Origin of the sequence: Duganella sp. 1411 (assembly GCF_017833525.1) — a bacterium.
Lineage (GTDB): Bacteria > Pseudomonadota > Gammaproteobacteria > Burkholderiales > Burkholderiaceae_D > Rugamonas.
In genome coordinates this window covers 872,952-896,786 of the sequence record NZ_JAFICD010000002.1, presented here as the reverse complement: position 1 = coordinate 896,786, position 23,835 = coordinate 872,952, and the positions used below count along the sequence as shown (strand labels likewise).

Below are 23,835 nucleotides of genomic sequence, written 5' to 3'. Positions count from 1 at the left end.
TAAACTGTGATGGTCAAAATGATTGCCCGCTGTACCTGTCGGCGCGGGGTGGGGCTGGGCGACAATATCGAAATGCACATCAATTTATACGAGCAGTTGGCCAACGAGCTGGGCGGACTGATCGCCAGCCGCGTGTTCGCGCCGGGCGACCGGCTGCCGTCGATCCGCCATCTGGCGCAGCAAAAACGCCTGTCGGTCAGCACCGTCATGCAGGCGCTGCGGCTGATGGAGGATCGCGGCCTGATCGAAGCCAGACCGCAGGCCGGCTATTATGTGCGCCACCGCAGCCGCACGATGGCGGTGATGACCGACGCCGCCCATCTGCAGGAGCCGGCCTTTGTCGGCATCAACAACCTGCTGATGCGGGTGCTCAAGGCCAACGAGGAGCCGGAGGTGGTGCAACTGGGCTCGGCCTGGCCGCTCGACGAAATGTTGCCGATGAAGCGCATGCAAAAGATCGTGGCGGCCGTGGCGCGGCGCGACTCCACAATGCTGAGCACGGTCAGCTGCTACGAGACCAACCACCCCGAATTCGCGCGCCAGATCCTGCGGCGGGCGCTGGACTGGGGCCGCCTGGACCCGGGCGAGATCGTCGTCACCACCTCGTGCACCGAGGCGATCAGCCTGTGCCTGCGCGCCGTCGCCAAGGCCGGCGACACCATCGCGATCGAATCGGCCAGTTACTTCGTGCTGTTGCAGCTGATCGAATCGTTGGGCATGAAAGCGCTGGAGATTCCCACCCATCCGAAGACCGGGCCGTCGATCGACGCGCTGGAGCTGGCCATGAACGCCGGCCTGGTGCAGGCCGTGCTGTTTATCCCGAACGCCAACAATCCGCTCGGCTGCATCATGCCGGAGGCGAACAAGAAGCGCCTGGCAGGCTTGTTGTCCAAACATGGGGTGCCGATGATCGGGGACGACATCTACGGCGACCTGTGCTTCACGCCCGAGCGTCCGTGGCCGGTCAAGGCCTACGACACCAGCGGCCACGTGATGTTGTGTTCGTCTTTTTCCAAGGCGGTCAGCCCGGGCGCGCGGGTCGGCTACGTGTTGGCGGGGCGGTACGCGCAGGACGTGGCGGTGCTCAAGATGGTGTCGAGCGGCGCCACCAGCCACTTCTTCCAGGCGGTGCTGGCCGACTTCCTGACCGGTAGCGCCTACGAGAACCAGCTGCGCAAGATGCGCCGGGCGCTGTCGCAGCGCATCGCCCGCATGTCGGACGCGGTCTGCGCGTCGTTTCCGCAGCAGTGCACGGTGTCCGAGCCGCAGGGCGGCTTCGTGGTGTGGGTCAGCATGCCGGAGCAGGTCGACGCGCTGGTGCTGCACCAGCGCGCGCACGAGGCGGGGGTGGCTTGCATGCCGGGGCAGTTGTTCTCGGCTTCTGGCAAATACGGCAACTTCGTCCGGCTTAATTGCGGCAATACGTGGAGTCCGCGGGTGGAGGCCGCCGTCGGCAAGCTGGGCGGGTTGGTGCACCGTCTGGCCGACGAGGCGCCGGCGCTGCGCAGCGCCGCCTGATACGGCCATCTTTATGGGGCGCCGACGGCGCATGCATTGGCGGATTACGCTGCGCTCTCAAGTCCTCCGGCAGGAGGACGCTCGTTCGATGGGCCCCCGGGGCGGATTGGCGGGCCTCGCCCGCTAATCCGCCCTACGTGTTTCCGTGTCCATGCTGCTTCAATCGGGTATCGTTTTTTGCACTTCATGCGCTGTTTTTGGCGCTTCGTCGCATCCCGGTGGTTTCGCATACGCCCTTTAGGTACAGTACAACCATACCAAAGCGGCAGACATAAGTCGGCTGAAACCACCACCCCAGGGAGCTATCATGAACATCGCCAAAAACATGGAATTCATCTTCGTCGCCGCCGCCATCGTCGCCGGCGCCACCACCTTCGCCACCGCCGCCGACGCGCCCGCGATCATGGTCGCCGCCGACACGCGCGTCACCCAGGTCGCCACGGCCAGCGTCGACATGCCGGTCGTCACCGTCAGCGCCAAGCGCCTGACCGCCGCCGAAAAAGCCGCGCTGTAATCCGGCGGGGCTTTTACACCAGCCGGCGGGCTGTTCAAAACTCGCAAGGAAGTGGCATCCTCTTGGTACAATTGACGTTTTCGATACAAACGGCACTTGTCCCCATGATTGATATCCAACTTCTCCGCAAAGATATAGCCAACGTCGCCGCGCGCCTGGCGACCCGCAAGTACCAGCTCGACGTGGAAGCGTTCAACGTCCTCGAAGCTGAACGGAAAGCGATCCAGACGCGCACCGAAGAGCTGCAGGGCAAGCGTAACTCGCAGTCCAAGCTGATCGGTATGATGAAGGGCAAGGGCGAGGACACGACGGCGATCATGGCCGAAGTGGCCGGCCTGGGCGACGAACTGAAGGCCAACGAAACCGCGCTGTCGGCGGTGCAGGCCAAGCTGGGCGACTTCATGCAGGCGATCCCGAATCTGCCGCACGAATCGGTCCCGCAGGGCACCGACGAAACGGGCAACGTCGAAGTGCGCAAAGTCGGCACGCCGCGCAGCTTCGACTTCGAAGTGAAGGACCACGTCGACGTCGGCGCGCCGCTGGGACTGGACTTCGACGTCGCCACCAAGCTGACCGGCTCGCGCTTCTCGGTCATGAAAGGCGGCATCGCCCGTCTGCACCGCGCGCTGGCGCAGTTCATGCTCAACACCCACACCGACGAGCACGGCTACACCGAATGCTACACGCCGTACATGGTCAACGCCGACTCGCTGCGCGGCACCGGCCAGCTGCCGAAGTTCGAAGCCGACCTGTTCTCCGTCAAGAAGGGCGGCGTTGAAGGCGAGGGCGAGACTTTCTATCTGATTCCGACGTCGGAAGTATCGCTGACCAACATCGTGCGCGATGAGATCATCGCCGCCGACACCTTGCCGCTGAAGATGACGGCGCACACGCCGTGCTTCCGTTCGGAAGCGGGCAGCTACGGTCGCGACACGCGCGGCATGATCCGCCAGCACCAGTTCGACAAGGTCGAAATGGTGCAGGTGGTGCATCCGGACACCTCGTACGCCGTGCTGGACGAGATGGTCGGCCACGCCGAAACGATCTTGCAGCGTCTGGGCCTGCCGTACCGCGTGATGTCGCTGTGCACCGGCGACATGGGCTTCGGCGCCACCAAGACCTTCGATCTGGAAGTATGGCTGCCGGCGCAGAACACCTACCGCGAGATTTCGTCGCTGTCGAACTGCGAGGCGTTCCAGGCGCGCCGCATGCAGGCGCGTTTCCGCAACGCCCAGGGCAAGCCGGAGCTGGTGCATACGCTCAACGGTTCCGGCCTGGCGGTGGGGCGCACCCTGGTCGCCGTGCTGGAAAATTACCAGCAGGCCGACGGCAGCGTCGAGATCCCGGAAGTGCTGCGTCCATACATGGGCGGGCTGACGCATTTGAAAGCGTAAAAATAGTCCTTCCCTTTTTGTTGGGGGCTGCTATAATCTTGCCTTCTCGCAGCAGTGACGTGGGAAAAGGAGAGGTGGCAGAGTGGTCGAATGTACTTGACTCGAAATCAAGCGTACGTTAAATCGTACCGTGGGTTCGAATCCCACCCTCTCCGCCAGTATTTAGAAAAACCCGCTTCGGCGGGTTTTTTGTTTTGCGGAGAGGAGCGAGCGCAGCTCGCGCGTGGGATTCGAAGACTCGCGCGTACTCGCGCGAGGGCGGCCTGCGGAATGTAGGCGAATCCCACCCTCTCCGCCAGTATTTAGAAAAACCGCTGCGGCGGTTTTTTTGTGCGTCCGCCACCGGCCCGCTGGCGCTGCCCCTCAGATTTTCAAATGCCACCCCTCCGAAAAGACGATTTGCCTGGCGCGGCGCGGCAATCATAAGATTCAGGGCTGTAAATGATTCTCATTTTCAAATATGCCTGCCGGCGTTTTGTCATGAGAAATACGTTCATTCTGCCCGTCAGGATCACTGGTGCCCCGTCTTCGATCGCTTTCCTTCTTTTTCACCGCCGCCTGGCTTGCGTTGGCTGGCGCCCAGGCGGCGCAGCCGGCGCCGACGACGCCCATCGAGCGCTATACCATCGCCGACGAGCAGGGCGACTTTGGCCTGCCCACGCCGTACACCCATGCCAGCGGCGGCATGGGCTATACGCTGACCAGCCTGGTGTTCGACACGCTGGCGTGGCGCGACGCCAGTGGCGAGCTTGCGCCGGCCCTGGCGAGCGGGTGGAAGGAAAGCGCGGATCATCGCACCGTGGAGTTCACCTTGCGGCCGGACGCGCGCTGGCACGACGGCAAGCCCGTCACGGCGGCCGACGTGGTCTTCACCTTCGACTATTTGCGCCGGCATCCCCATCCGCTGTTCGACCTGGGCGCGGTCGACAGCGTGGACCAGCCGGGCGAGGGGCGCGTGCGCGTGCGCCTGAAGCGCGTCTACGCGCCCTTCATGGCGCAGCTGGCCGGCGCGGTGCCGATCCTGCCGCGGCATGTCTATGCGGGCCTGGCCGATCCGCAGCGCCTGAAGCAGGCGGACATCGTCGGCAGCGGCCCCTATCGCCTGGGCGCGTACGACAAGGCGGCCGGACGCTATCTGTTCATCGCCAACGACGACTACTACCTGGGCCGTCCCCGCGTGCGCAGCCTGGCCTTGCTGCGCATGCAGCCCGCGCTCGCCGCCGGGGCGCTCGAACGCGGCGAAGTGGACATGATCCGCGCGCTGCCGTCGCCGCTGGCCGCCGGGGTGGCCCGCTTCGCCACCGTGGTCAACGCCCCTTCCGGCCATCCGCTGCGGCTGCGCTTCAACCATGCGCGCCCGCCGTTCGACGACAAGCGCCTGCGCCAGGCGATCGCCCGCGGCATCGACCGGCAGGAATTGTTGCGCGTCGTCGAGAACGGGCAAGGCGAGGTCAGCGATGGGCGTTTCGCGCGCGGCAGCGCCTGGCAGACCGGGGCGCCGCTGGCCGCCTATGCCTACGATCCGGCGGCCGCGCGCCGCGCGCTCGCCGGCCTCGGCTACCGCGCCGCGCCCGACGGCCAGCTGCGCGACAGCGCGGGAAAGCCCTGGGCGCTCGAACTGGCGACCACGCGCAACCTGGCACGCCCCGCCAGCGTGCTCGCCGGCCAGCTGGAAAAGCTGGGGCTGCGGGTCGATGTGCGCGTCATCGATGGCGGCATTCTGGCCGCGCGCGTCGGCGCGGCCGATTTCGACCTCGCCCTCCTGAGCCAGGGCAGCAATGGCGATCCGGAAAGCATGCTGCGGCAAACCGCCGGCAACGGGCCGTTTAGCGATGGCTTCCGGCGTGCCGACCTGCTGGCGTTGCTGCAGCAACAGGTGGGCACCATGGACCCCGCCCAGCGACGCTTGCTGCTCGACCGCGCCCAAGCCATTTACGCCGACGAACTGCCGGCCTTTTTCCTCTATTCCCCACGCTGGAGCACGGCGGCCAACGCGCGCCTGCGCCCCTGGTTCACGCCGGGCGGCATCGCCGTCGGCATCTCCCTGCCGCTGAACAAATTGATGTTCGTGCGCTAGACGGGAGCCGGCGCTGAGACCCTTGACCTTCCCCCTCGCCGGCCGCCGCGCCGCCGGCTACGCGCTGGCGCTGCTGGCGCTGGTCGGCCTGGACTTCGCGCTGCCGCTGCTGATGCCCGGCGACCCGGTCACGGCCTTCCTGGGCCAGGACGCGCTGATCGAGCTGAGCGATGAGGAACGCCGCGCCCTGCTGGCGCGCTACGGCCTGGGCGACGGCCGGCCGCTGTGGCGGCTGTACCTCGGACACCTGGCGCAGTTGCTGCGGTTCGATTTCGGCTATTCGCTGCGCCATGGCATGCCGGTGGCGGACTTGCTGGCGCAGCATCTGCCGTCGACCCTGCTGCTGGTGGCCTGCGCGATGGCGCTGGCCCTGGCGCTGGGCGTGGTGCTGGGCATCGAGGCCGCGTTCGCCCGCGGCGGGCTGCCGGACCGCTTGCTGACCGGCGCCACCCTGGCGCTCGACGGCATCCCGCCGTTCGCCCTGGCGATGGGCTTGGCCATGGTGTTCGCCTACGGTCTGCAATGGTTGCCCGGCAACGGCGCCACGGCGCCGTTTTCCGTGCTGACGGGGCCGGCGGCGTGGCTGGAGCGTGCGCGCCACCTGGTGCTGCCGACCTGCGCCATTGCGCTGCCGGCCGCCGCCGGCGTGTTCCTGAGCGCACGCGCCACCGCCGTCGCCCTGCACGGGCGGCCCTTCATGGACTTCGCCCGCTCGCAGGGCGTGGGACGGTTCGCCTTGCGCTACCGCCAGCTGGCGCCGAACGTGCTCGCGGTGGTCCTGTCGCGCCTCGGCGGCCTGGCCGCGCGCCTGCTGTCGGGCGCGGTGTACGCGGAGACGGTGTTCGCCTATCCCGGCATCAACCTGGTGCTGACCGACGCCATCGTCAAGCACGACTACCCGCTGGTGCGCGGCGTGCTGCTGGCGACCGGGCTGCTGCTGTTCGCCATCAACCTGCTGGCCGATGGCCTCGCCGCGCGCCTGGCGCGGCGCGCGCCATGAATGGCTTGGTCCGCGCGGGCGCGCTGCCGCTGCTGGCATTGGCGCTGGCGCTGGCCGGCGCCGCCTGGCTGCAGCCGGCCGCCGGCGCCGCCATGGACGCCGTGCTGGCGCCGCCGGACGGCGTCCATTGGCTCGGCACCGACGACTTGGGCCGTGACGTGCTGCGGCGCCTGGCCGCCGCCGCCGCGCCCACCATCGGCATCGGCCTGGCCGTGAGCGGCGCCGGCGTCGCGCTGGCGCTGTCGCTGGCGCTGGCCGGGCTGGCCTGGCCGGCGGCCGACGCCGGCGCGCTGCGGCTGGCCGACCTGTTCAACGCCTTGCCGTCGACCCTGATCTTCATCGTCGTCGCCTCGGCCATGCGGCCGGGCGTACCGGCCTTGATCGCGATGCTGGCGGCGTTCGGCTGGGATGCCGAGTTCCGCGCGCTGCGCCTGCGCCTGCGCCAGGTGTGGCGCCAAGAGAGCCTGGACGCCGCGCGTCTGGCGGGCGCGTCCGGCGCCTACCTGCTGCGCCGCCACGCGTGGCCGGCCCTGGCCGGCCTGCTGGCGGTGCAGGCCGTCGCCCTGGTGCGCCGGGCCGTGTTCCACTACGCCGGCCTGGCCTTCCTGGGGCTGGCCGATCCGCGCCTGCCCACCTGGGGCGGCATGCTCAACGAAGCCATGCCCTATCTGGCCGACGGCGCCGCGCGCGCCTGGATCCTGTCGGCGTGGTCGTGCCTGGCCACCCTGCTGGTGGCGCTGGCGCTGCTGGGCCAGGGACTCGACCGGCGCGCGCGATGCTAGCGGCGCGCGATTTTTGCGTCGAAGCGGACGGCCGCCAGCTGCTGCGCGATCTGCGCTTCCAGGCCCGGCCCGGGGTGCCGCTGGTGATCATCGGCGAGTCGGGCGCCGGCAAGAGCACCTTGGCGCGCGCCTTGCTCGGGATGGCGCCCGGGCGGGGCAGCGGCCGCCTGTACGCCGGCGGCATCGAGCTGGTGGGCGCGGACCAGGCGGCGCTGCGGCGCTGGCGCGGCCGCTGCGCGGCGCTGGTCCCGCAGGCGGTGCACGACGCCCTCAATCCCCAGCACACCTTGCTGGAGCAGGTGGCCGCGCCGCTGCGGCGGCATCTGGGCCTGCGCCGCGGGGCGGCCGCGCTGGCGGCGGCCGACTTGCTGGCCTCGCTTGGCCTGGAGCCGGGGCTGCACGGGCGCTATCCGGCCCAATGCAGCGGCGGCCAGCTGCAGCGCGCGCTGCTGGCGGCGGCGCTGGCGCCTTCGCCGGCGCTGCTGGTGCTCGACGAGCCGACCTCCGCGCTCGACCCCGCCGCCGCCGCGCTGGTGCTCGCGCGCCTGCGCGCCGAGGCCGCGCGGCGCCAGTTGGTGGTGGTCACGCACGACCTCGACCTGGCGCGCGCGCTCGACGGCGATGTGCTGGTCTTGTACGGCGGCTGCGCGGTCGAGACCGGGCCGGCCGCGGCGGTGCTGGAGGCGCCGCGCCATCCGTACACGCGCGGCCTGCTGCGCGCCTGGCCGCGCGAGCATGGCAAGGATTTGCAGGGCATCGCCGGCGTCCACCAGGAGGGCGCGCGCGGCTGCGCGTTCGCCAACCGCTGCGGCCAGCGCATCGGCCGCTGCGGCGAGGAGGTGCCGGCGCTCGACGCCACCGGCGTCGCCTGCCTGCGCGGCGGCATCGTCACCGTGCTGGCCGCGCGCGCGCTGCACAAGCGCCTGGGCCGGCAAACGGTGCTGGCCGGCCTGGACCTGGACGTGCAGGCCGGCGAGACGGTGGTGGTGGTGGGCGCCTCGGGCGCCGGCAAGTCGACGCTGGCGCGCATCCTGGTCGGCTTGCTGGCGGCCGACGCCGGCAGCGTGCATACGGCGGCGCGCGAGGACGGCGCGGCGGCGGCCGGCGTGGCCTACGTGCCGCAGCACGCCGCCGCCTCGGTGGCCGGCCACTTCACGGTGTTCGACGCGGTGGCCGAGCCGCTGGTCATCGCCGGCGCGCCCGCGCCGCGCGCGGCGGCGCTGCGGGCGCTGGCCGACGTGCGCCTGCCGGCCACGGAAGCTTTCCTGGCGCGCCCGGCGCGCGGCCTCAGTGGCGGCGAGCTGCAGCGCCTGGCCATCGCGCGGGCGCTGATCGGCGATCCGGCCGTGCTGGTGGCCGACGAACCGACCGCCGCGCTCGACGCCTCGGTCCAGGCCAAGGTGTTGCGGCTGCTGCTGGACGTGCAGGAGGCGCGCGGCCTGGCGCTGCTGCTGATCACGCACAATATGCGCATCGCCCGCCACGTGGCCGACCGCGTGGTGCGGCTCGAGCACGGGCGCTGCGCCGCGGCGGCGCCCGGCTAGCCCAGGAAGTCGCCGACGTAGACCAGGTGTTCGAACGGCGGCTTGGCGTCTTGCGTGCTTTCGAGCACGGTGTCGAGCGTGGCGCGCAGCACCGTCTGTCGCTCGTCGGCGCCGGCGTGGGCGACGATGGCGATCGGGGTGCTGCCGGGCAGGTGGCGCGCCAGCCGTTCGACCAGCGAGGGCAGGTCGCCGCGCATGGTGAAAAACACCAGGGTCGAGCCGGTGGCGGCGAGCTTGTCGAGCGTGTCGGTGCCGCCGTAGTCGTCGCGCGTGTCGGCCGAGGCGGCCAGGATCACCGAACGGCTGCGCCGGCCGCCCGTGACGTCGCGGCCCAGCGCCGCGTTGGCGGCGTTGAAGCACGACACGCCGGGCACGACGATCGGGTTCAGGTCGGCGAACTCGGCGAGGTAGCCCGCCTGCGGCCCGAAGATCATCGCATCGCCATAGTCGAGCACGGCGACGGTCTTGCCCGCCGCCGCCGCCGCGCGGATGGTGGCGCGCGTGCGCCGTTCCATCGCCTCGACTTCCTCCTCCGGCGTGTCGCGCCGCGCCAGCGGGCTGAACAGGCCGTGGCCGGCCGGGTGCGACTCCTTGCCGCTGAGCAGTTCGGCAAACGCCTCCAGCAGGCGCGGGATGCCGAACACGATGTCGACGCCGCGCAGTATTTTTTGCGCCTTGACGGTGATGCTGTCGGGGTCGCCGATGCCGGCGCTGACGAGGTACAGGCCGCAACGCGGGCCCGCTTGGATGGTGTCGGTCATGGTTTTCTTCCCTTTACGGATGGGTGGTTGGATGGGTGGTCGGCGCTCAGAACCGGTAGTCCGCGCCCAGGCGCACGTCGCGCCCCGGCTCCGGCAGGATGTTGCCGACCCCGCCGTCGAGCGAACTGTGGCTGGCGTAGCGCTTGTCGCCGAGGTTGCGGATGGCCAGCGCCAGGCTCAGCGCGGGCAACGCCGCCGGCCGCCAGCGCAGCCCGATATCGTGCAGCACGTAGCCGGCCCGCTGCGATGCCGCCGCCGGCGCGCGGTCCAGGCGCCGCACGGCGTTCAGCGTGTAGCCGGCGCTGACGCCGGGCAGCACCGCCCAGTGGCTGTCCCAGCTGAGCCGGTCGCCCAGCGCGCCGCCCACGCGCCGCTCGGGGGCCAGCGGCCGGCCGCCGAGCGTGGTGTCGGCCAGCACCAGGGCCAGCGACGTGTCCAGGCCGTCCAGCGTCCAGCCGGCCCGCCATTCCCATCCGCGCGAGCGCAGCGTCCCGGGCAGGTTGCGGATATACGCCGGATACGCCGTCCCCGTTCCGGCCCACTCGATCAGGTCGGCGATCCGGGTGTCGAAATAGCTCACGCGCGCATGCAGGCGGTCGCCGTCGCGCAGCGCGCCGTCGGCCTCGTAGCGCAGCCCCGCCTCGCGCGTTGCCGAGCGCTCCGGCTTGAATGGCTTGCCGTCGTTGAAATTGCTGTTGCTGTCTACGCCGGTGAGAAAACCGATGGGAACGATGCCGCCGGCGCGCACCGCCTCGCCATAGCTGGCGAAGGCGCCGGCGCCGCGGCCCAGCTCCACCTCGGCGCCGGCGTGCGGCGAGGTCCGGCCGCCGCGCAGGCTGCGCGGCCCGAGCGCGCTGTCGTAGCGGTCGTGGCGCAGGCCCAGCGACAGCTGCACGGCCCGCCAGTCGACGCGCTCGCGCAGGAACAGGCCCAGGTTGCGCGTGCGCGTGGCCTTGCGCCCCGGCCCCGCGATGGCGGCGCCCAGCACGCCGTAGGTCTCGCCGTCCTCGTGCAGGAAGTCGGCGCCGGCCGTCAGGCGCTGGCGGCCGCCGGCGAAGGCCAGGGCGGCGGTGTTGCTGACGGCGCCGCCGCGTTCGGTCGTGGCCGCGCCGCGCGAGCGGCTGGGGTCGTCCAGCGCGTTCTTGTTCCGGTACAGGTTGAGCTGCCAGTCGAGCAGCGCGTTGCCGGCCGGCCGGTAGCGGTGCTCCAGGGTCGTGGTGTGGCGTTCGCCGCGCTGGTAGGTGGCCGCCGCGTCGGCCGGCGCGTAGCCGCTGTCGCTGCCGACCCGGCTGAAAAGATAGCGCCCGGTGTCGCGCTGGCGCCCGGCGCCCAGCCGCAGGCTGTGGCCGTCTTGGTCCAGCAGGCTCAGTTTGAGCAGGTAGTCGCGCTGGTGGCCGGCCGAATAGGGCACGTCGCCGCCGCCGCCGACGCGGTAGTTGTCGCGGTTGACGGCGCCGACATGGCCCAGCAGGCCCAGCCGCCCGCCCAGCAGGCCGTACACGGTGGCCGCGCCGCGCGCCGCCTGGTCGGCGCTGGCGGCGCCGGCGCGCACGGTGGCGCCGGCGCGCCGGCCGGGCGCGAGCAAGTCCTGGGCGTCGACGGTCTCAAAACGGATGCTGCCGCCAAGCGCGCCCGGGCCGCCGCCGGCGCCGGCGCCGGCCTCGATATCGACCTGTTTGAGCAGGTCCGGATCGATGCCGCCCAGCTCGCCCCGGTGCTGGTGCAGGCTGCGCCCCTGGCGCGCGCCGTCGATGCTGATGTGCAGGTTGGCGCCGTCGACGCCGCGCAGGGAGAGCCGCCGGGCGTTGCCGGCGCCGCCGCCGACGCTGACGGCCGCCTGGTTGGCGAAGATGTCGGCCACGTCCGTCGCTTGCTGGCGCTGCAGCGTTTCGCGGGTAACGCGCGTGACGGCGTCGTCCGGCGCGGCGCGCTCGATCAGCAGCACTTCGGGCAGGGTGGCCGGCGCATCCGGGGCGGGATCGGCGGCGGGCCGCGCGCACGCGGGGGAAACGATGGACAGCGCGCTGGCGCCGAACAGGAGGAGGGGAACTGCTTGTCGCATAGAAATGAAGTCTTTATCAGAAGGGAAGCCCGAGGGGGGATGCGCGGACACGGCTGCGCGCGGCGTCAGTCGAATCTGCTACAGCAGCGCTGTCCCCGGATGGCAGGTGGCGCGCGCGCCCCTCCCGGCCCCGGAATACCCGGTTGGCTTCATCTAATGTCAGGCGCCATTTTGAAAGACGCGGGCGAGGTTGGCTATTTGTTTTTGCTGAGCCCCGCCATCAGCAAAGCCGAGGCCCCCCCGGGCCCGCCTTCAATGCCCGGGGCGCTTGGCGACCAGGGTCAGGATGTCGTAGCTGGCCACCAGTTCGTCGCGCTGGTTGGTCACCTGCACATCCCACGACACCACGCCCTGGCCGACGCCCTTGTCGTCGCGCCGCTGGCGGTCGACCTTGCGCTTGCACGTCAGGCGCGCGCGGATGGTGTCGCCGATGCCGACCGGCGCGACGAAGCGCAGGTCGTCGAGGCCGTAGTTGGCCAGCACCGGGCCCGGCGCCGGCGAGACGAACAGGCCGGCGGCGGCCGACAGCACGAAATAGCCGTGCGCGATGCGCTTGCCGAATTGCGAATCGCGCGCGGCGATCTCGTCGAAGTGCATGTAGAAGTAGTCGCCCGAGATGCCGCCGAAGGCCACGATGTCGGCCTCGCTGACGGTGCGCCGGTGGGTCAGCAGCGATTCGCCCACCTGCAGCTCGTCGAAATGTTGGCGGAACGGATGGCGGTCGCTCTCGCGCACGGCCGCGCCGCGCACGTATTCGCCGGTCACCGCCGTTAGCATCGTGGGCGAGCCCTGCAGCGCGGAGCGGCGCAGGTAGTGCGACACGGCGCGCAGGCCGCCGAGCCGCTCGCCGCAGCCGGCGCGGCCCGGGCCGCCATAGGTCAGGTGCGCCGACGCCAGCGCCTCGGTGCCCGCCGCGGCCACCTCGCGCTCGAGGATCAGCACGCGCCCGTGCGAGGCGGCCAGGCGCGGCACGGCGTAGGCGGCCAGCGCCGGATCGCGCGTCGCCAGCGTGCTCGCCAGGCTGCCGCGGCCGCGCGCGGCCAGCGCCAGCGCCTCCTCGACGTCGGCGTAGGGCAGCAGCGCGCACACCGGGCCGAACGCCTCGATCTCGTGCACGGCGTTGCCGCCGCGGCACAGCAGCAGGGTCGGGGCGGCGAAGGCGCCATGGCGCACCGCGTCGTCGGTGGGGGCGTAGCCGTCCGCCTGGCCGCAGACGATCTCGCCGTCCTCGGCCAGCGCCCGCACCCGCGCGCCGAGCTCGCTGCGCTGGGCCTGCGACGCCAGCGGTCCCATGTGCACGTCGGCGGCGGCCGGATTGCCGATCACCACCGCCGCCAGGCGCTCGCGCAGGCGCGCGGTGAGCGCCTCGATGTGGGCGCGCGGCGCCATCACGCGGCGGATGGCGGCGCCGTCCTGGCCCGCCTTGACCGTCATCGAGCGCACGATGGCGTCGACCAGCAGCTCGAACTCCGGCGCGTCGGCGCCGACGTCGGGCCCCAGGATGGCGCAGTTGAGCGACGCCGCGGCGACGCTGACCTGCACCGGGCGCGCCAGCAGGTTGGGGTGATTGCGCAGCGCGCGCGCGGTGGCGTCCGAGCCGGTGAAGCTGACGGCGTCGTCGTCGCCCAGCCGCGCCACCAGCGCCTCGGCCGGGCCGATGGCCAGCTGCAACGCGCCCTGCGGCAGCAGGCCGGAGGCGTCGATCAGGCGCACCAGCGCCTCGGCCAGGTAGCTGGTGCTGGTGGCCGGCTTGACCACGCAGGGCATGGCGGCCAGGAAGCTGGCGGCGAATTTCTCCAGCAGCGACCAGACCGGCAGGTTGAACGGGTTGATATGCAGCGCGACGCCGCCGCGCGGCACCATGATGTGGGTGCCGGCCGCGGCGCCGCGCCGGCACAGCGAGACGGCCGGCGCCTCGTGCAGCACGTTGCCCGAAGGCAGGCCGCTGGCGGCGATGCCGGCGTAAGCGTTGAGCACGCCGATGCCGGCGCAGATGTCGTGCTTGCTGTCGGCGCGCGTGGCCCCGCTCAGGTAGGCGATCGTGTAGAGCTCGTCGCGGTGGCGCGCGATGTGCGTCGCCAGCGCCCGCAGGCGGGCCGCGCGCTGCTGGAAGTCGAGCGCCATCAGCGCCGGCACGCCGGTGCGGCGCGCGTAGTCGAGCGCCTGCTCGGCGTCGACCGGCTCGGCGTGGGTGTGGTAGATCAGGGCGTTGTCGACGGCGCTGCGCAGCGACAGGCCCGCCTCGGCGCCGATCCAGCGCCCGCCGATCCAGCTTTGCAGGGTGCCGACCGGGTTCATGCCAGCCCCCCGTGCGCCGATGCCGACGCCGCCGCCTCGAGCGCGTCGATGAACATGCCGGCGACGTCGAAACCGGTTTGCTGCATGATTTCGCGGAAGCAGGTCGGGCTGGTGACGTTGATCTCGGTCAAATGCGCGCCGATGACGTCGAGTCCGACCAGCAGCAGGCCGCGCGCCGCCAGCGTCGGCCCCAGCGCGTCGGCGATCTCGCGGTCGCGTTCGGTCAACGGGCGCGCCTCGCCGCGCCCGCCGGCGGCCAGGTTGCCGCGCACCTCGCCGCCCTGCGGAATGCGCGCCAGCGCGTGCGGCACCGGCTTGCCGCCGATCACCAGGATGCGCTTGTCGCCGTCGCTGATGGCGGGGATGTAGCGCTGCGCCATGATGGTGACGGCGCCGTCGCGCGTCAGCATCTCGATCGTGGCGCCCAGGTTCATGCCATCCTCGCGCACGCGGAAGATGCCGGCGCCGCCCATGCCGTCGAGCGGCTTGAAGATCACGTCGCGGTGCTCGGCGTGGAAGGCGCGCAGGCGCGACGGCTCGCGGCTGACCAGGGTCGGCGCGCAAAACCGCGAGAACTCGATGATCGCCAGTTTTTCGTTGTGCTCGCGCACGCCCGATGGCCGGTTGAACACGCGCGCGCCCTGCCGCTGCGCCACCTCCAGCAGGTAGGTGCTGTACAGGTACTCCATGTCGAACGGCGGGTCCTTGCGCATCAGCACGGCGTCGAAGGCGGACAGCGGCTGCGTCGCGGCCGCCTCGCGGTGGAACCACGCGCCGTCCTCGTCGACCAGCCGCACGCGCGCGGCGTGGGCGCTGACCACGCCGCCCTCGCACAGCAGGTGGCGCTGTTCGAAAACGTGCAGTTCGTGGCCGCGCGCGGCCGCCTCCCGCATCATCGCGTAGGTCGAATCTTTTTTGATGTTGAACAGTTCGAGGCGGTCAGCCAGGATCGCGATTTTCATCGGTGCGCCTTTCGTACAAGGGGATGGAGGGGGAAGGGGAGGGGCCGCGGCGGCGTCGCGCGCCGGGCCGCCACCGCGCTCTTCGGCACCGATGGTAGCGCAGCGCGCGCCGTTGCGCTCCTCACATATTCGGACGGCCCCCCTCAGATATTGCGTCTTGCGGGGCGGTGCCGATCGGTCTTAGCATCGTTATCGAAATGTCAGCACCCAAGCCGGCCCGGCCGGATATAACCATCACCTGAGGACACCACGATGCGCCGCTCTTTCAAGACCAATCTCGATATACGTTACCGCGACACCGATTCCATGGGCCACGTCAGCAGCCCGGTGTACTACGAGTACATGCAAACGGCCTACCTCGAATACATGCACACCATCCTGGAAATCCCCAAGACCGACAAGCTGCCGCACATCATGGTCAAGACCGGGTGCGAGTACATCGCCCAGGCGAAATACGGCGACAAGGTGCAGGTGCTGAGCCACGTCTCCAAGTTCGGCGGCAAGAGCTTCGAGATGGAGCACGTCATGCACATCGACGACGAGAACGGCGTCGTGATGGCCAAGGCTTTCTCGGTGCACGTCATGTACGACTATGACAAGCAGGCCACCCAGGCCGTGCCCGAGGCGTTCAAGCAGACCGTGCTGGCCTATCAGGGCAGCCTTTAAGATGGCGCGCACGGCATTCCCGGGGGCGGCGCTGGCCGCGCTCGGCTTGTTCGCGGGCGCCGTGGCCGCTGCCGCCGCCCCCGAGCCGGTGGCGCGCGTGGTCGCGCCGATCGACTGGCAGGCGGCCGGCCGCGCGCGCGCCGACGCGGCGCAAGCCGAGGCGGTGCTGGCGCCGCTGCGCGCCAGCGCCACCGGACTGTCGCGCGTCAGGCTGCCGGTGCTGTTGCTGCCGGCCGAGGGCGACTGGGGCGCGCCGCGCTTCCACGGCCGCGACACCACCTACGCGGCGCTGTACGCGCCGGCGCGCGCCAAGCTGGGACTGTTCGGCAGCGGCACCCAGCTGGTGGCGCCGGCCGACCTCAAGCTCGAGCACGCGGGCGGCGCCTTCGAATCGATCGGCGACGGCGCCGATTACAGCTTCACCCGCTTCGGCGCCGCCTACACGCTGCGCATCACCTGCGACGAGCCGCTCAAGGACAAGCGCTGCACCGATCCGCAGTATCTGACCGAGGCGGCGCGCGCGCTGCTGCTGGTGGCGGGAGCGGCGCAATGAGACAAGGCACAATGAAGAAGACACTATTATCGCGGCCGGTCCTGATGGCGGGCCGGGCCCTGTTGCTGGCCGGCGCGCTGGGCGCGTCGGCACTGGCCGGCGCCGACGAGCGCTTCCTGGCGCCGGGCGACTTGTTGCCCAACAGCGGCAGCGGCGTGACCAGCAACGCCGTGCTGTATCCCGGCATGCGCTTCCCGATCGAGCGGGGCGTGGCCTACGCCGGCTCGCAATTCTATGGCGTCGGCGGCCTGCGCGGCAAGGACGGCGATTCCTGCGACGACGCCAACTACAGCTATCCATGGCGCGACAATTTCTGCGAGCTGCGCAAGGACAACCTGCCGTTTTGCCAGTCCGGCGGCCACCAGGGCCAGGATCTGCGCCCGGCCACCTGCCGCGCCAACTTCCACTGGGCGGTGGCGGCCGAGGACGGCGTCATCGTGCAGATCGGGCGGTTCAGCGTGACGCTGCAGACCGCCGCCGGCACCTTGTACCGCTATGTCCACCTCAACACCGCCGACCTGGCCGTGCGCGAATTGCAGCCGGTGGCGCGCGGCGCGCGCATCGGCAGGATTTCCAACAACTGGGTCGACAAACTGCCGATCCACCTGCACTTCGACGTCAAGGACGCCGTCAAGGTGGGGCCGCAGACGGTGGTGAGTTTCGTGCCGCCGTACGCCAGCCTGGTGGAGTCGTATTTACAGCGCAACAAGACTGAGGGAGAACCACATGAGTAAGCCGATCCAAGGCCGGCGCGGCAGCAAGCGGCCGATCCTGGCCATCCTGCGCCAGGAGGCGTCGACGCCGGGCCGCGCCGGCCAGCTGCTGCGCGACAAGGGCTTCGCGCTCGACATCCGCCGCCCGGTGCGCGGCGATCCGCTGCCCGACACGCTCGACGGCCACGCCGGCGTGATCGCGTTCGGCGGCCCGATGAGCGCCAACGACGGCGACGCCCACATCCGCCGCGAGATCGAGTGGCTGTCGGTGCCGCTGGCCGAGAACCGGCCCTACCTGGGCATCTGCCTGGGCGCGCAGATGCTGGCCAAAAACCTCGGCTGCACCGTCAAGGCGGCCGAGGGCAACATCACCGAGATCGGCTGGTACCCGCTGAAGCCGACCGCCGAGGGCCAGCGCATCATGCCCAAGTGGCCGGGCATGGTGTACCACTTCCACATGGAGGGCTTCGAGCTGCCCAAGGACGCCGTGCTGCTGGCCGAGGGCGACGCCTACCGCAACCAGGCGTTCCGCTACGGCGAAAACGCCTGGGGCATCCAGTACCACCCGGAGCTGACCCTGGCCATGCAGCGGCGCTGGGCGGAGAAGGGCGCGCACCGCTTCCACCTGCCCAACGCGCAGCAGGGCGATCAGCACCTGCGCGGGCGCGTGCTGCACGACCGCGAGCTCAAGGCGTGGTTCAACGGCTTCCTCAACCGCGTGTTCACCGAAGCATGAACGGCCGGTCTCCCATCATGCAGGACGGCCTGGTGCTGAGCCTGGACCAGGTGCTGGCGCGCCAAAGCTTCAAGTGGCGCCAATATTCCCCCGGCGTGCTGGCCGCCTGCGTCGCCGACATGGACCTGGGCACCGCCCCGGCGGTGCGCACGGCGCTGGCGCAGCTGTTGCAGCGGGTCGACCTGACCTATCCGTTGCGCGACGGCCGCAAGGCCGACCGCGCCGTGGCGCGCGCCTTCGCCGCCCGCATGCACCGGCTGTACGGCTGGGCGGCCGAGGCCGACCAGGCGCTGGTGCTGCCCGACCTGGTGCAGGCCACCTTCGCCGCCGTCATGGCGTTTTCGGACCCGGGCGACGGCGTCGTCGTGCAGGTGCCGCACTACGCGCCGTTCCGCGAGGCGGTCGAGGGCACGGGCCGGCGCCTGGTCCCGCTGGCGATGCGCGCCGGCGCGGACGGCCACTATTTCGACTTCGAGGCGCTGGAGCGGGCGGTCGACGCCCGCACCCGCGTGCTGATCCTGTGCAATCCGCACAACCCGACCGGGCGCGTGGCCATCCGCGCCGAGCTCGAAGCCGTGCTGGCCTTCGCCGAGCGCCACGCGCTGGTGGTGGTGTCCGACGAGATCCACGCCGACCTGGTCTACCCGGGCGCGCGCCACCTGCCGTTCGCGTCGTTGTCGGCGGCGGCCGCCGCGCGCACCGTCACGCTCAACTCGGCCACCAAGAGCTTCAATATCGCCGGCCTGCGCTGCGCCGTCGCCCATTTCGGCACGGCGGCGCTGCAGGCGCGCTTCCACGCGCGCGTGCCGGCGCGCCTGACGGGCGCGGTCAACAACCTGGGCATCGACGCCACCGTGGCGGCCTGGAACGACGGCCAGCCCTGGCTCGACGCCGCGCTGGCGCACCTGCTGGCCATGCGCGACCACCTGGCCGAGACCTTGCGCCGCGAGCTGCCGGCGATCCGCTTCCACGTGCCGCAGGGGACCTATCTGCTGTGGATGGATTGCGCGGCGCTGGAGCTGGGGCGCCCGGCCGCCGAGTTTTTCCTGCAGCACGCGCGGGTGGCGCTGAGTCCGGGCGAAGTGTTCGACGCGGGCGCGCCGCACTGCGCGCGCCTCAACTTCGCCACCTCGCGGCCCATCCTCGACGACATCCTCGAACGCATGATCGCGGCGGTGCGCGCCCACCAGCGCCGCCCCGTGCATGCCTGATCAACCAGGCACACCCGTGCCGCCACCTGGGTAAACACCATGGAAACGCCATCGAAAAAACACAAGCCGCGCATCCTCATCGGCGTCACCGGATCGCTCGATTCGACGCTGCTGCCGAACTACCTGCGCATCATCAAGGACAACCTCGATTGCGAGCTGAGCGTGCTGATGACGCCGAACGCGACCAATTTCCTGCGGCCGGAGGCGATCGCGCTGTACGTCGACCGCGTCATCAGCGGCGAGCGGCCGCAGGATTGGCCCACCGACAAGCCGGGCAGCATCGCCGCCGGCCACGACATCATGCTGGTGCTGCCGGCCACCGCCAACACGCTGGCGGCGATCGCCAACGGCTTTTCCGGCAACCGCCTGACCACCGTGATCCTGGCGGCGACCTTTCCGGTGCTGCTGTTCCCCGTCATGGGCGGGCCGATGATGGCCAAGGCGGCGGTGCAGCGCAACCTGGCGCAGCTGCGCGAGGACGGCTACATCGTGGTCGAGCCGGTGTGGCGCGACCACTTCGATCCGCTGCTCGCGCGCATGCACGGCCACCATTCGCTGCCCGCCCCCGAGCAGGTGCTGGCGCTGCTGCGCGAACGCTTCCCGGCCAGCGGCGTGCAGCGCCTGGCGCTGACCGGCGCCGCCGCCTGACCCTTAACCCCACCTGAAAGGACACCATGTCCGTTATCCTGTACAGCCTGTGCGCCGCCGACGGCCGGCGCCATTATTCGCCCCACGTCTGGAAGATCATCATGGCGCTGCGCCACAAGGGCGTGCGCGCCGAGGTGCGGCCGGTGTCGTTCGCCGACATCGCCGCCATCGAGGATGGCTCCTTCAAGAGCGTGCCGGTGCTCAACGACAACGGCCACCTGGAGGGCGACAGCTTCGAGATCGCCGTCCACCTCGAGCGCGCCTATCCGGACGGCCCCACCCTGTTCGGCGGGCCCGGCGGCCAGGCCATGGCGCGCTTCGTCGAAAGCTTCAGCCAGGCGGTGATCCATCCGCCGGTGTCGGCCGTCGCCGCCATGGACATGCACGCGCTGATGTCGCCGGCCGACCAGGCCTATTTCCGCGCGGCGCGCGAAAAGCGCTTCGGCATGACGCTCGAGCAGGCCGCGGCCACGCGCGAGGTCGAACTGGCGGCGCTGCCGGCCAAGTTCGCGCCGCTGCGCGGGGTGCTGGCCAAACAGCCGTGGCTGGGCGGGCAGCAGCCGCTGTTCGCCGACTACATCCTGTTCGGCGTGCTGCAGTGGGCGCGCATCACCTTGCCGCACGCGCTGCTGCCGGCCGACGATCCGGTCAGCGCCTGGTTCGAGCGCTGCCTCGACCTGCATGGCGGCGTCGGCCGCTCCGTCACGCTGTCCGACCACTAGCCTTCCCGCCGGCCGCAGCCGCCGCCGGCGCTTCCCCCCACACCGACCCACGAGGTTTCACCATGCTATTCACACCGCAACACGGCGAGCTACGCCAACGCTACGCCGCCATCGGCGCCGAGATCGCCGCCGGCGCCGATGCCCGCGCCGAGGGATTCGACTTTGACGGCTGGCACCGCCTGCGCGAGGCCGGCCTGTGGCGCCTGATCGTGCCCGGCGCCGACCACGCGCAGGGCGACTGGTGGGCCTTCACGGCCGCCCTCGACGGCCTGACCTCGACCATCGGCGCGCCGGAACTGGCGCTGTCGGTGATCGCCCAGGCGGGCATGGTGCGCGGCCTGGCGCGCCACGGCAGCGAGGCGCAGCGCGACCGCTACTTCGGCGCCATCCTGCGCGGCGAGATCAGCGCCACCGGCATCGCCGAGCCGGGCACGGGCACCGACGTGCGCAGCGTCCAGAGCACGCTCAGCGCGGTGGCCGGCGGCTATGTGCTCGACGGCGGCAAATACAATATCGCGCACGCGCCGATCATGGATTTCGCGCTGATCGTGTGCCGGCTGGCGGACGGCGAGCGCAACGGCATCGCGCTGGCGCTGATCGACCGCGACAGCCCCGGCCTGCGCGCCGGCCTGGTGGACGACAAGCTGGGCAACCGCAACCTGCCCACCGGCGCGCTGCACTTCGACGCGGTGCCGGTGGCCGCCTCGCAGCTGCTCGGCGCGCCCGGACGCGGCCTGGCCACGCTGATCGACACCATCTCGCTGGGGCGCCTGTACTACGGCCTGGCGGCGGCCAATTTGATCGCCCCGCACCTGGACGAGGCGATGCGCTACGCCGCCGGCCGCACCAGCTTCGACAGCAGCATCGACCAGCACCAGCACGTGCAGCGGCGCCTGGTCGACATCCGGGTCGGCATGGAGCGTTCGCGCTGGCTGGCGTTGGGCGCGCTGTCGCAGCTGCTCGACGGCCGGCCGGAAGCGCTGATGAGCTGTTCGATCGCCAAGCTGGTCGGCTCCGACGACCTGATCGCCAGCGCGACCAGCCTGGTCAAGCTGTACGGCAGCCTCGGCTACCACAACGGCCGCGTCGCCGGCCTGCTGCGCGACGCGCTCGGCTTCGCCAGCGTCGGCGGCACCGAGGAGATGCACCGCAAAAACATCTTCAACCAGATGCAGCGCCTGGCCGGCTAGCCGCGCCGCCTGCTGGCGGTTCAGGCCGCCAGCATGCCCGCTTCGCCCAGGGCCTCGTTGATCGCCACGAACAGCGGTTCGGCGGCGCGCGAGGCCAGGTGCGCGAACAGGTTGCGCACCGACGACTGGGCGATGCACAGGATGTCGATCTCGCCCAGGCGCTGCGCCTCGAGCGCGGTCTCGCCGTGCAGCAGGCCGACCCCGAGCCGCTCGATCAGCATCGAGCGGGTGACGCTTTCGCGGTCGATGCTGATGATGCGGCGCGGGCGGAAATTGCGCGTCTTGAACAGGTGTTCGGCGGCGCCGCCGCAGCACAGGCTGGAGGGGGCGAAGATCCACGGCACGTCGGCCAGCGTGGCCCAGTCGAGCGGCACGCTGGTGTCGAACATGCCGGCCGGCGCCGCCACGTACACGGGAAAGCGCGCCACCTCGATGGTGACCAGGTCCTCGTCGGGGTTGCGCGACTCGTTGTAGAAGCCGGCGTCGAGCAGGCCGTTGCGGATGCCCGCCAGGGTGCCGTTGGAACTGCCGTGCTCGAGCGAGACCTCGACCTCCGGATGGTGTTCCGAAAAGCGCCGCACCAGGCGCCCGATGGCCTCGTTGTTGGACTGGCCGCCGACGCCGATGCGCAGCCGGCCGGCCAGGCGGCCCTTGATGTGGTTGGCCTCGTCGAGCAGCTCGCGATGGATGTTGAGCGTGCGTTCGGCCTTGGCCAGGATGCGCTGGCCGTTGCTGGTCAGGCTCATGCCGCGCGCCGTGCGTTCAAACAGGGTCAGGCCAAGATAATCTTCCATCGCCTTGACATGGGCACTGACCGCGGGCTGGCTCAGGAACAGGCGTTCGGAGGCGCGGGTGATGCTGCCTTCGCGCGCCACCGCGGCGAAGGTTTTCAGGTGATGGATTTCCATGATGGGGGTTCCATGAAGTTGAAAGACGGTTTAACTACCAAATATCCATATGCGTTTTCCACCTAAAGATTATATGCGAATATGTTAAGAGTGTGCCGATGACAATACTTTCGACGTGGTGATTATTTAACGTGCCGGCGGCGCCGCGACGCGCCGCTACAACAGGCCCAGCACGCGCCACCACAGCAGGTCCAGCGGGGTCAGCACAAGCAGGCTGAGCACGAACAGGCCCAGGCATAAACGGGTGACGGCTCCAACTTGCAAGTTGGCAGCTTGCATCGCGAAAATCAGCGGCGGCGCCTGGTACGGCAGGCACACGTTGGAAAATGCCAGCACCTGGGTCATCAACACCGTCAGCAGCGGCAGGCCGGTGGCCGCCGCCAGGTCCTTGGCCAGCGGCGTCATCGTCGCCGGCACCCCGGCCAGGTTGGTCACCAGCGAGACCGCCGTCGAGATCCACGCCAGCACGGTGACGTTCCACACCGGGGTGTCGGCGGCGAAGCGCGCGTGCCGGCCCAGGCCGCGCACCACCGCCTCGCCCAGGCCGCTTTGCGAGATCACCGCGCCCAGCCCCATCACGGCGGCCACGAACAGCAGCGAGCCGTAGTTGATTTCCTGGTTCAGGCATTTGGCCGACGTCAGGTCGGCGCCCGGCCACAGGCAGACCAGCGCGGCGGCCAGGCCGATCCAGGCCGGCGACAGGTGGTGCAGGCCGTCGGTCATCCACAGCGCCAGGCACAGGCCCAGCACCACCGCCAGCGCGCTCTCGCGCGCCGACATCGGCCCTTGCGGCGCCGGCGCGGCCGCGCGCGCCGGGTCGGCGGCGGGGAACATCCACAGGATCAGCCCGACCAGCAGCACCGACTTGAGCGCGCCCAGCACCGGGAAGTGCAGCGCCAGGTAGCCGACGTACGAGATGTGCACGCCGTACAGGTTTTCCGCCATGCCCGACAAGATCATGTTGGGCGCGTTCGACGGCAGGATCGCGAAGGTCGGCAGGAAGCTCGAAAAGCTGGCCGCCATCAGCATGCCGGTGCGGCCGTTGTGGCCCGGTCCGTAGCCGATGTGGTCGGCGACGGCGATGGTGATCGGGATCAGCAGCACCACCCGGCCCATGCCCGAGGGCATGACGAACGCCAGCGCCACGCTGAACAGCACGATGCCGGCGACGACGCCGCCGTAGCGCTTGCCCAGCATGCGCGACAGGATGGCGGCGGCGCGCTTGCCCAGGCCGGTGTGGCCGATGGCCGCGCCCATGACGGCGCCGCTGAACAGCAGCCAGAAGGTGGTCGACTGCAGGCCGGAGAACACCGTCTGCGCCGGCGCCATGCCGCCCAGCATCGCCACCAGGAAGAAGGCCAGCGCCGGCCAATACTCCGGCACCAGCGCGGTGGCCCACATGCTGATGCAAAACACCAGCAGCGCGACCACGCTCGCCATCGGCGCCGGCAGGTAGAGCGAGGCGGCCAGGCCGCTGGCGCCGGTCAGGGCGGCGATGGCGACCAGCGCGCGGGTGCGCGCGCCGGGGACGGGGAGGGCGAGGGACAGGGTCTTCAATGGACAACTCCGGAGCGGG

21 protein-coding genes and 1 tRNA gene are annotated in these 23,835 nt (G+C 70.6%); 16 read left to right on the top strand and 6 right to left on the bottom strand.

Features of this window, described 5'->3' with window-relative positions:
• Nucleotides 1-72: 72 nt before the first annotated feature.
• The 8 genes from JOD97_RS15570 to JOD97_RS15535 all read left to right on the top strand — a co-directional run bounded on the left by JOD97_RS15570 (nt 73) and on the right by JOD97_RS15535 (nt 8,829).
• On the top strand, nt 73-1,518 hold the full coding sequence (locus tag JOD97_RS15570) for a PLP-dependent aminotransferase family protein (protein WP_229264465.1): 1,446 nt from the start codon (nt 73-75) through the stop codon (nt 1,516-1,518).
• A 307-nt stretch (nt 1,519-1,825) separates the two neighbouring features.
• A complete protein-coding gene (locus tag JOD97_RS15565) occupies nt 1,826-2,032 on the top strand; it encodes a hypothetical protein (RefSeq protein ID WP_209719414.1) in 207 nt (68 codons plus the stop codon).
• A 104-nt stretch (nt 2,033-2,136) separates the two neighbouring features.
• Nucleotides 2,137-3,426: a serine--tRNA ligase gene (gene serS, locus JOD97_RS15560; protein WP_209719411.1), complete on the top strand. Its 1,290-nt coding sequence runs from the start codon at nt 2,137-2,139 to the stop codon at nt 3,424-3,426.
• A 68-nt stretch (nt 3,427-3,494) separates the two neighbouring features.
• Nucleotides 3,495-3,584: transfer RNA gene (locus JOD97_RS15555), tRNA-Ser, on the top strand.
• Between the two features lie 359 nt (nt 3,585-3,943).
• A complete protein-coding gene (locus tag JOD97_RS15550; RefSeq protein ID WP_209719408.1) occupies nt 3,944-5,503 on the top strand; it encodes an ABC transporter substrate-binding protein in 1,560 nt (519 codons plus the stop codon).
• Nucleotides 5,504-5,525: 22 nt separating this feature from the next.
• A complete protein-coding gene (locus JOD97_RS15545) occupies nt 5,526-6,503 on the top strand; it encodes an ABC transporter permease (protein ID WP_209719405.1) in 978 nt (325 codons plus the stop codon).
• The gene (locus tag JOD97_RS15540) at nt 6,500-7,285 is read left to right on the top strand and encodes an ABC transporter permease (RefSeq protein WP_209719402.1); all 786 of its coding nucleotides are present in this window, start codon (nt 6,500-6,502) and stop codon (nt 7,283-7,285) included. Before JOD97_RS15545 ends, JOD97_RS15540 begins: the two co-directional genes overlap by 4 nt.
• The gene (locus JOD97_RS15535) at nt 7,279-8,829 is read left to right on the top strand and encodes an ABC transporter ATP-binding protein (protein ID WP_209719400.1); all 1,551 of its coding nucleotides are present in this window, start codon (nt 7,279-7,281) and stop codon (nt 8,827-8,829) included. Before JOD97_RS15540 ends, JOD97_RS15535 begins: the two co-directional genes overlap by 7 nt.
• On the opposite strand, the gene JOD97_RS15530 is transcribed toward JOD97_RS15535, so the two are convergent.
• The 4 genes from JOD97_RS15530 to gshB all read right to left on the bottom strand — a co-directional run bounded on the left by JOD97_RS15530 (nt 8,826) and on the right by gshB (nt 14,912).
• Entirely contained in the window at nt 8,826-9,590 is a 765-nt protein-coding gene (locus JOD97_RS15530) for an SAM-dependent methyltransferase (RefSeq protein WP_209719397.1), read from the bottom strand. The genes JOD97_RS15535 and JOD97_RS15530 overlap by 4 nt on opposite strands.
• 46 nt (nt 9,591-9,636) lie before the next feature.
• Nucleotides 9,637-11,652, bottom strand: a complete 2,016-nt coding sequence (locus JOD97_RS15525) for a TonB-dependent receptor domain-containing protein (protein ID WP_209719394.1) — start codon at nt 11,650-11,652, stop codon at nt 9,637-9,639.
• Nucleotides 11,653-11,904: 252 nt separating this feature from the next.
• Nucleotides 11,905-13,950, bottom strand: a complete 2,046-nt coding sequence (gene paaZ, locus JOD97_RS15520) for a phenylacetic acid degradation bifunctional protein PaaZ (protein WP_209719391.1) — start codon at nt 13,948-13,950, stop codon at nt 11,905-11,907.
• On the bottom strand, nt 13,947-14,912 hold the full coding sequence (gshB, locus tag JOD97_RS15515; protein ID WP_209719388.1) for a glutathione synthase: 966 nt from the start codon (nt 14,910-14,912) through the stop codon (nt 13,947-13,949). The genes paaZ and gshB overlap by 4 nt, the downstream gene beginning before the upstream one ends.
• A 252-nt stretch (nt 14,913-15,164) precedes the next feature.
• Here gshB and JOD97_RS15510 point away from each other — a divergent pair, with 252 nt between their 5' ends.
• From JOD97_RS15510 to JOD97_RS15475, 8 genes are all read left to right on the top strand, one after another.
• Nucleotides 15,165-15,578 (top strand): thioesterase family protein, encoded by a 414-nt coding sequence (locus JOD97_RS15510; RefSeq protein WP_209719384.1) that lies wholly within the window; start codon nt 15,165-15,167, stop codon nt 15,576-15,578.
• Nucleotide 15,579: 1 nt separating this feature from the next.
• Nucleotides 15,580-16,131: a hypothetical protein gene (locus JOD97_RS15505; protein WP_209719382.1), complete on the top strand. Its 552-nt coding sequence runs from the start codon at nt 15,580-15,582 to the stop codon at nt 16,129-16,131.
• Nucleotides 16,128-16,865: a M23 family metallopeptidase gene (locus JOD97_RS15500; protein ID WP_209719379.1), complete on the top strand. Its 738-nt coding sequence runs from the start codon at nt 16,128-16,130 to the stop codon at nt 16,863-16,865. Before JOD97_RS15505 ends, JOD97_RS15500 begins: the two co-directional genes overlap by 4 nt.
• Nucleotides 16,858-17,580 carry a glutamine amidotransferase gene (locus JOD97_RS15495; RefSeq protein ID WP_209719376.1) on the top strand — a complete coding sequence of 241 codons (723 nt, stop codon included), beginning with the start codon at nt 16,858-16,860 and terminating at the stop codon, nt 17,578-17,580. The genes JOD97_RS15500 and JOD97_RS15495 overlap by 8 nt, the downstream gene beginning before the upstream one ends.
• Complete coding sequence (locus tag JOD97_RS15490) at nt 17,577-18,791, top strand: MalY/PatB family protein (RefSeq protein ID WP_229264464.1); 1,215 nt, start codon at nt 17,577-17,579, stop codon at nt 18,789-18,791. The genes JOD97_RS15495 and JOD97_RS15490 overlap by 4 nt, the downstream gene beginning before the upstream one ends.
• Before the next feature lie 39 nt (nt 18,792-18,830).
• Entirely contained in the window at nt 18,831-19,439 is a 609-nt protein-coding gene (locus JOD97_RS15485) for a flavoprotein (RefSeq protein ID WP_209719373.1), read from the top strand.
• A 26-nt stretch (nt 19,440-19,465) separates the two neighbouring features.
• Nucleotides 19,466-20,161 carry a glutathione S-transferase family protein gene (locus tag JOD97_RS15480; protein ID WP_209719370.1) on the top strand — a complete coding sequence of 232 codons (696 nt, stop codon included), beginning with the start codon at nt 19,466-19,468 and terminating at the stop codon, nt 20,159-20,161.
• A 62-nt stretch (nt 20,162-20,223) separates the two neighbouring features.
• Nucleotides 20,224-21,351 (top strand): acyl-CoA dehydrogenase family protein, encoded by a 1,128-nt coding sequence (locus JOD97_RS15475; RefSeq protein ID WP_209719367.1) that lies wholly within the window; start codon nt 20,224-20,226, stop codon nt 21,349-21,351.
• Nucleotides 21,352-21,371: 20 nt separating this feature from the next.
• On the opposite strand, the gene JOD97_RS15470 is transcribed toward JOD97_RS15475, so the two are convergent.
• Both JOD97_RS15470 and JOD97_RS15465 read right to left on the bottom strand, forming a co-directional pair.
• Nucleotides 21,372-22,259, bottom strand: coding sequence for a LysR family transcriptional regulator (locus JOD97_RS15470; protein ID WP_209719364.1), 888 nt, complete (start codon nt 22,257-22,259; stop codon nt 21,372-21,374).
• Between the two features lie 156 nt (nt 22,260-22,415).
• Nucleotides 22,416-23,816 carry an SLC13 family permease gene (locus tag JOD97_RS15465; protein WP_209719362.1) on the bottom strand — a complete coding sequence of 467 codons (1,401 nt, stop codon included), beginning with the start codon at nt 23,814-23,816 and terminating at the stop codon, nt 22,416-22,418.
• Nucleotides 23,817-23,835 lie beyond the last annotated feature (19 nt).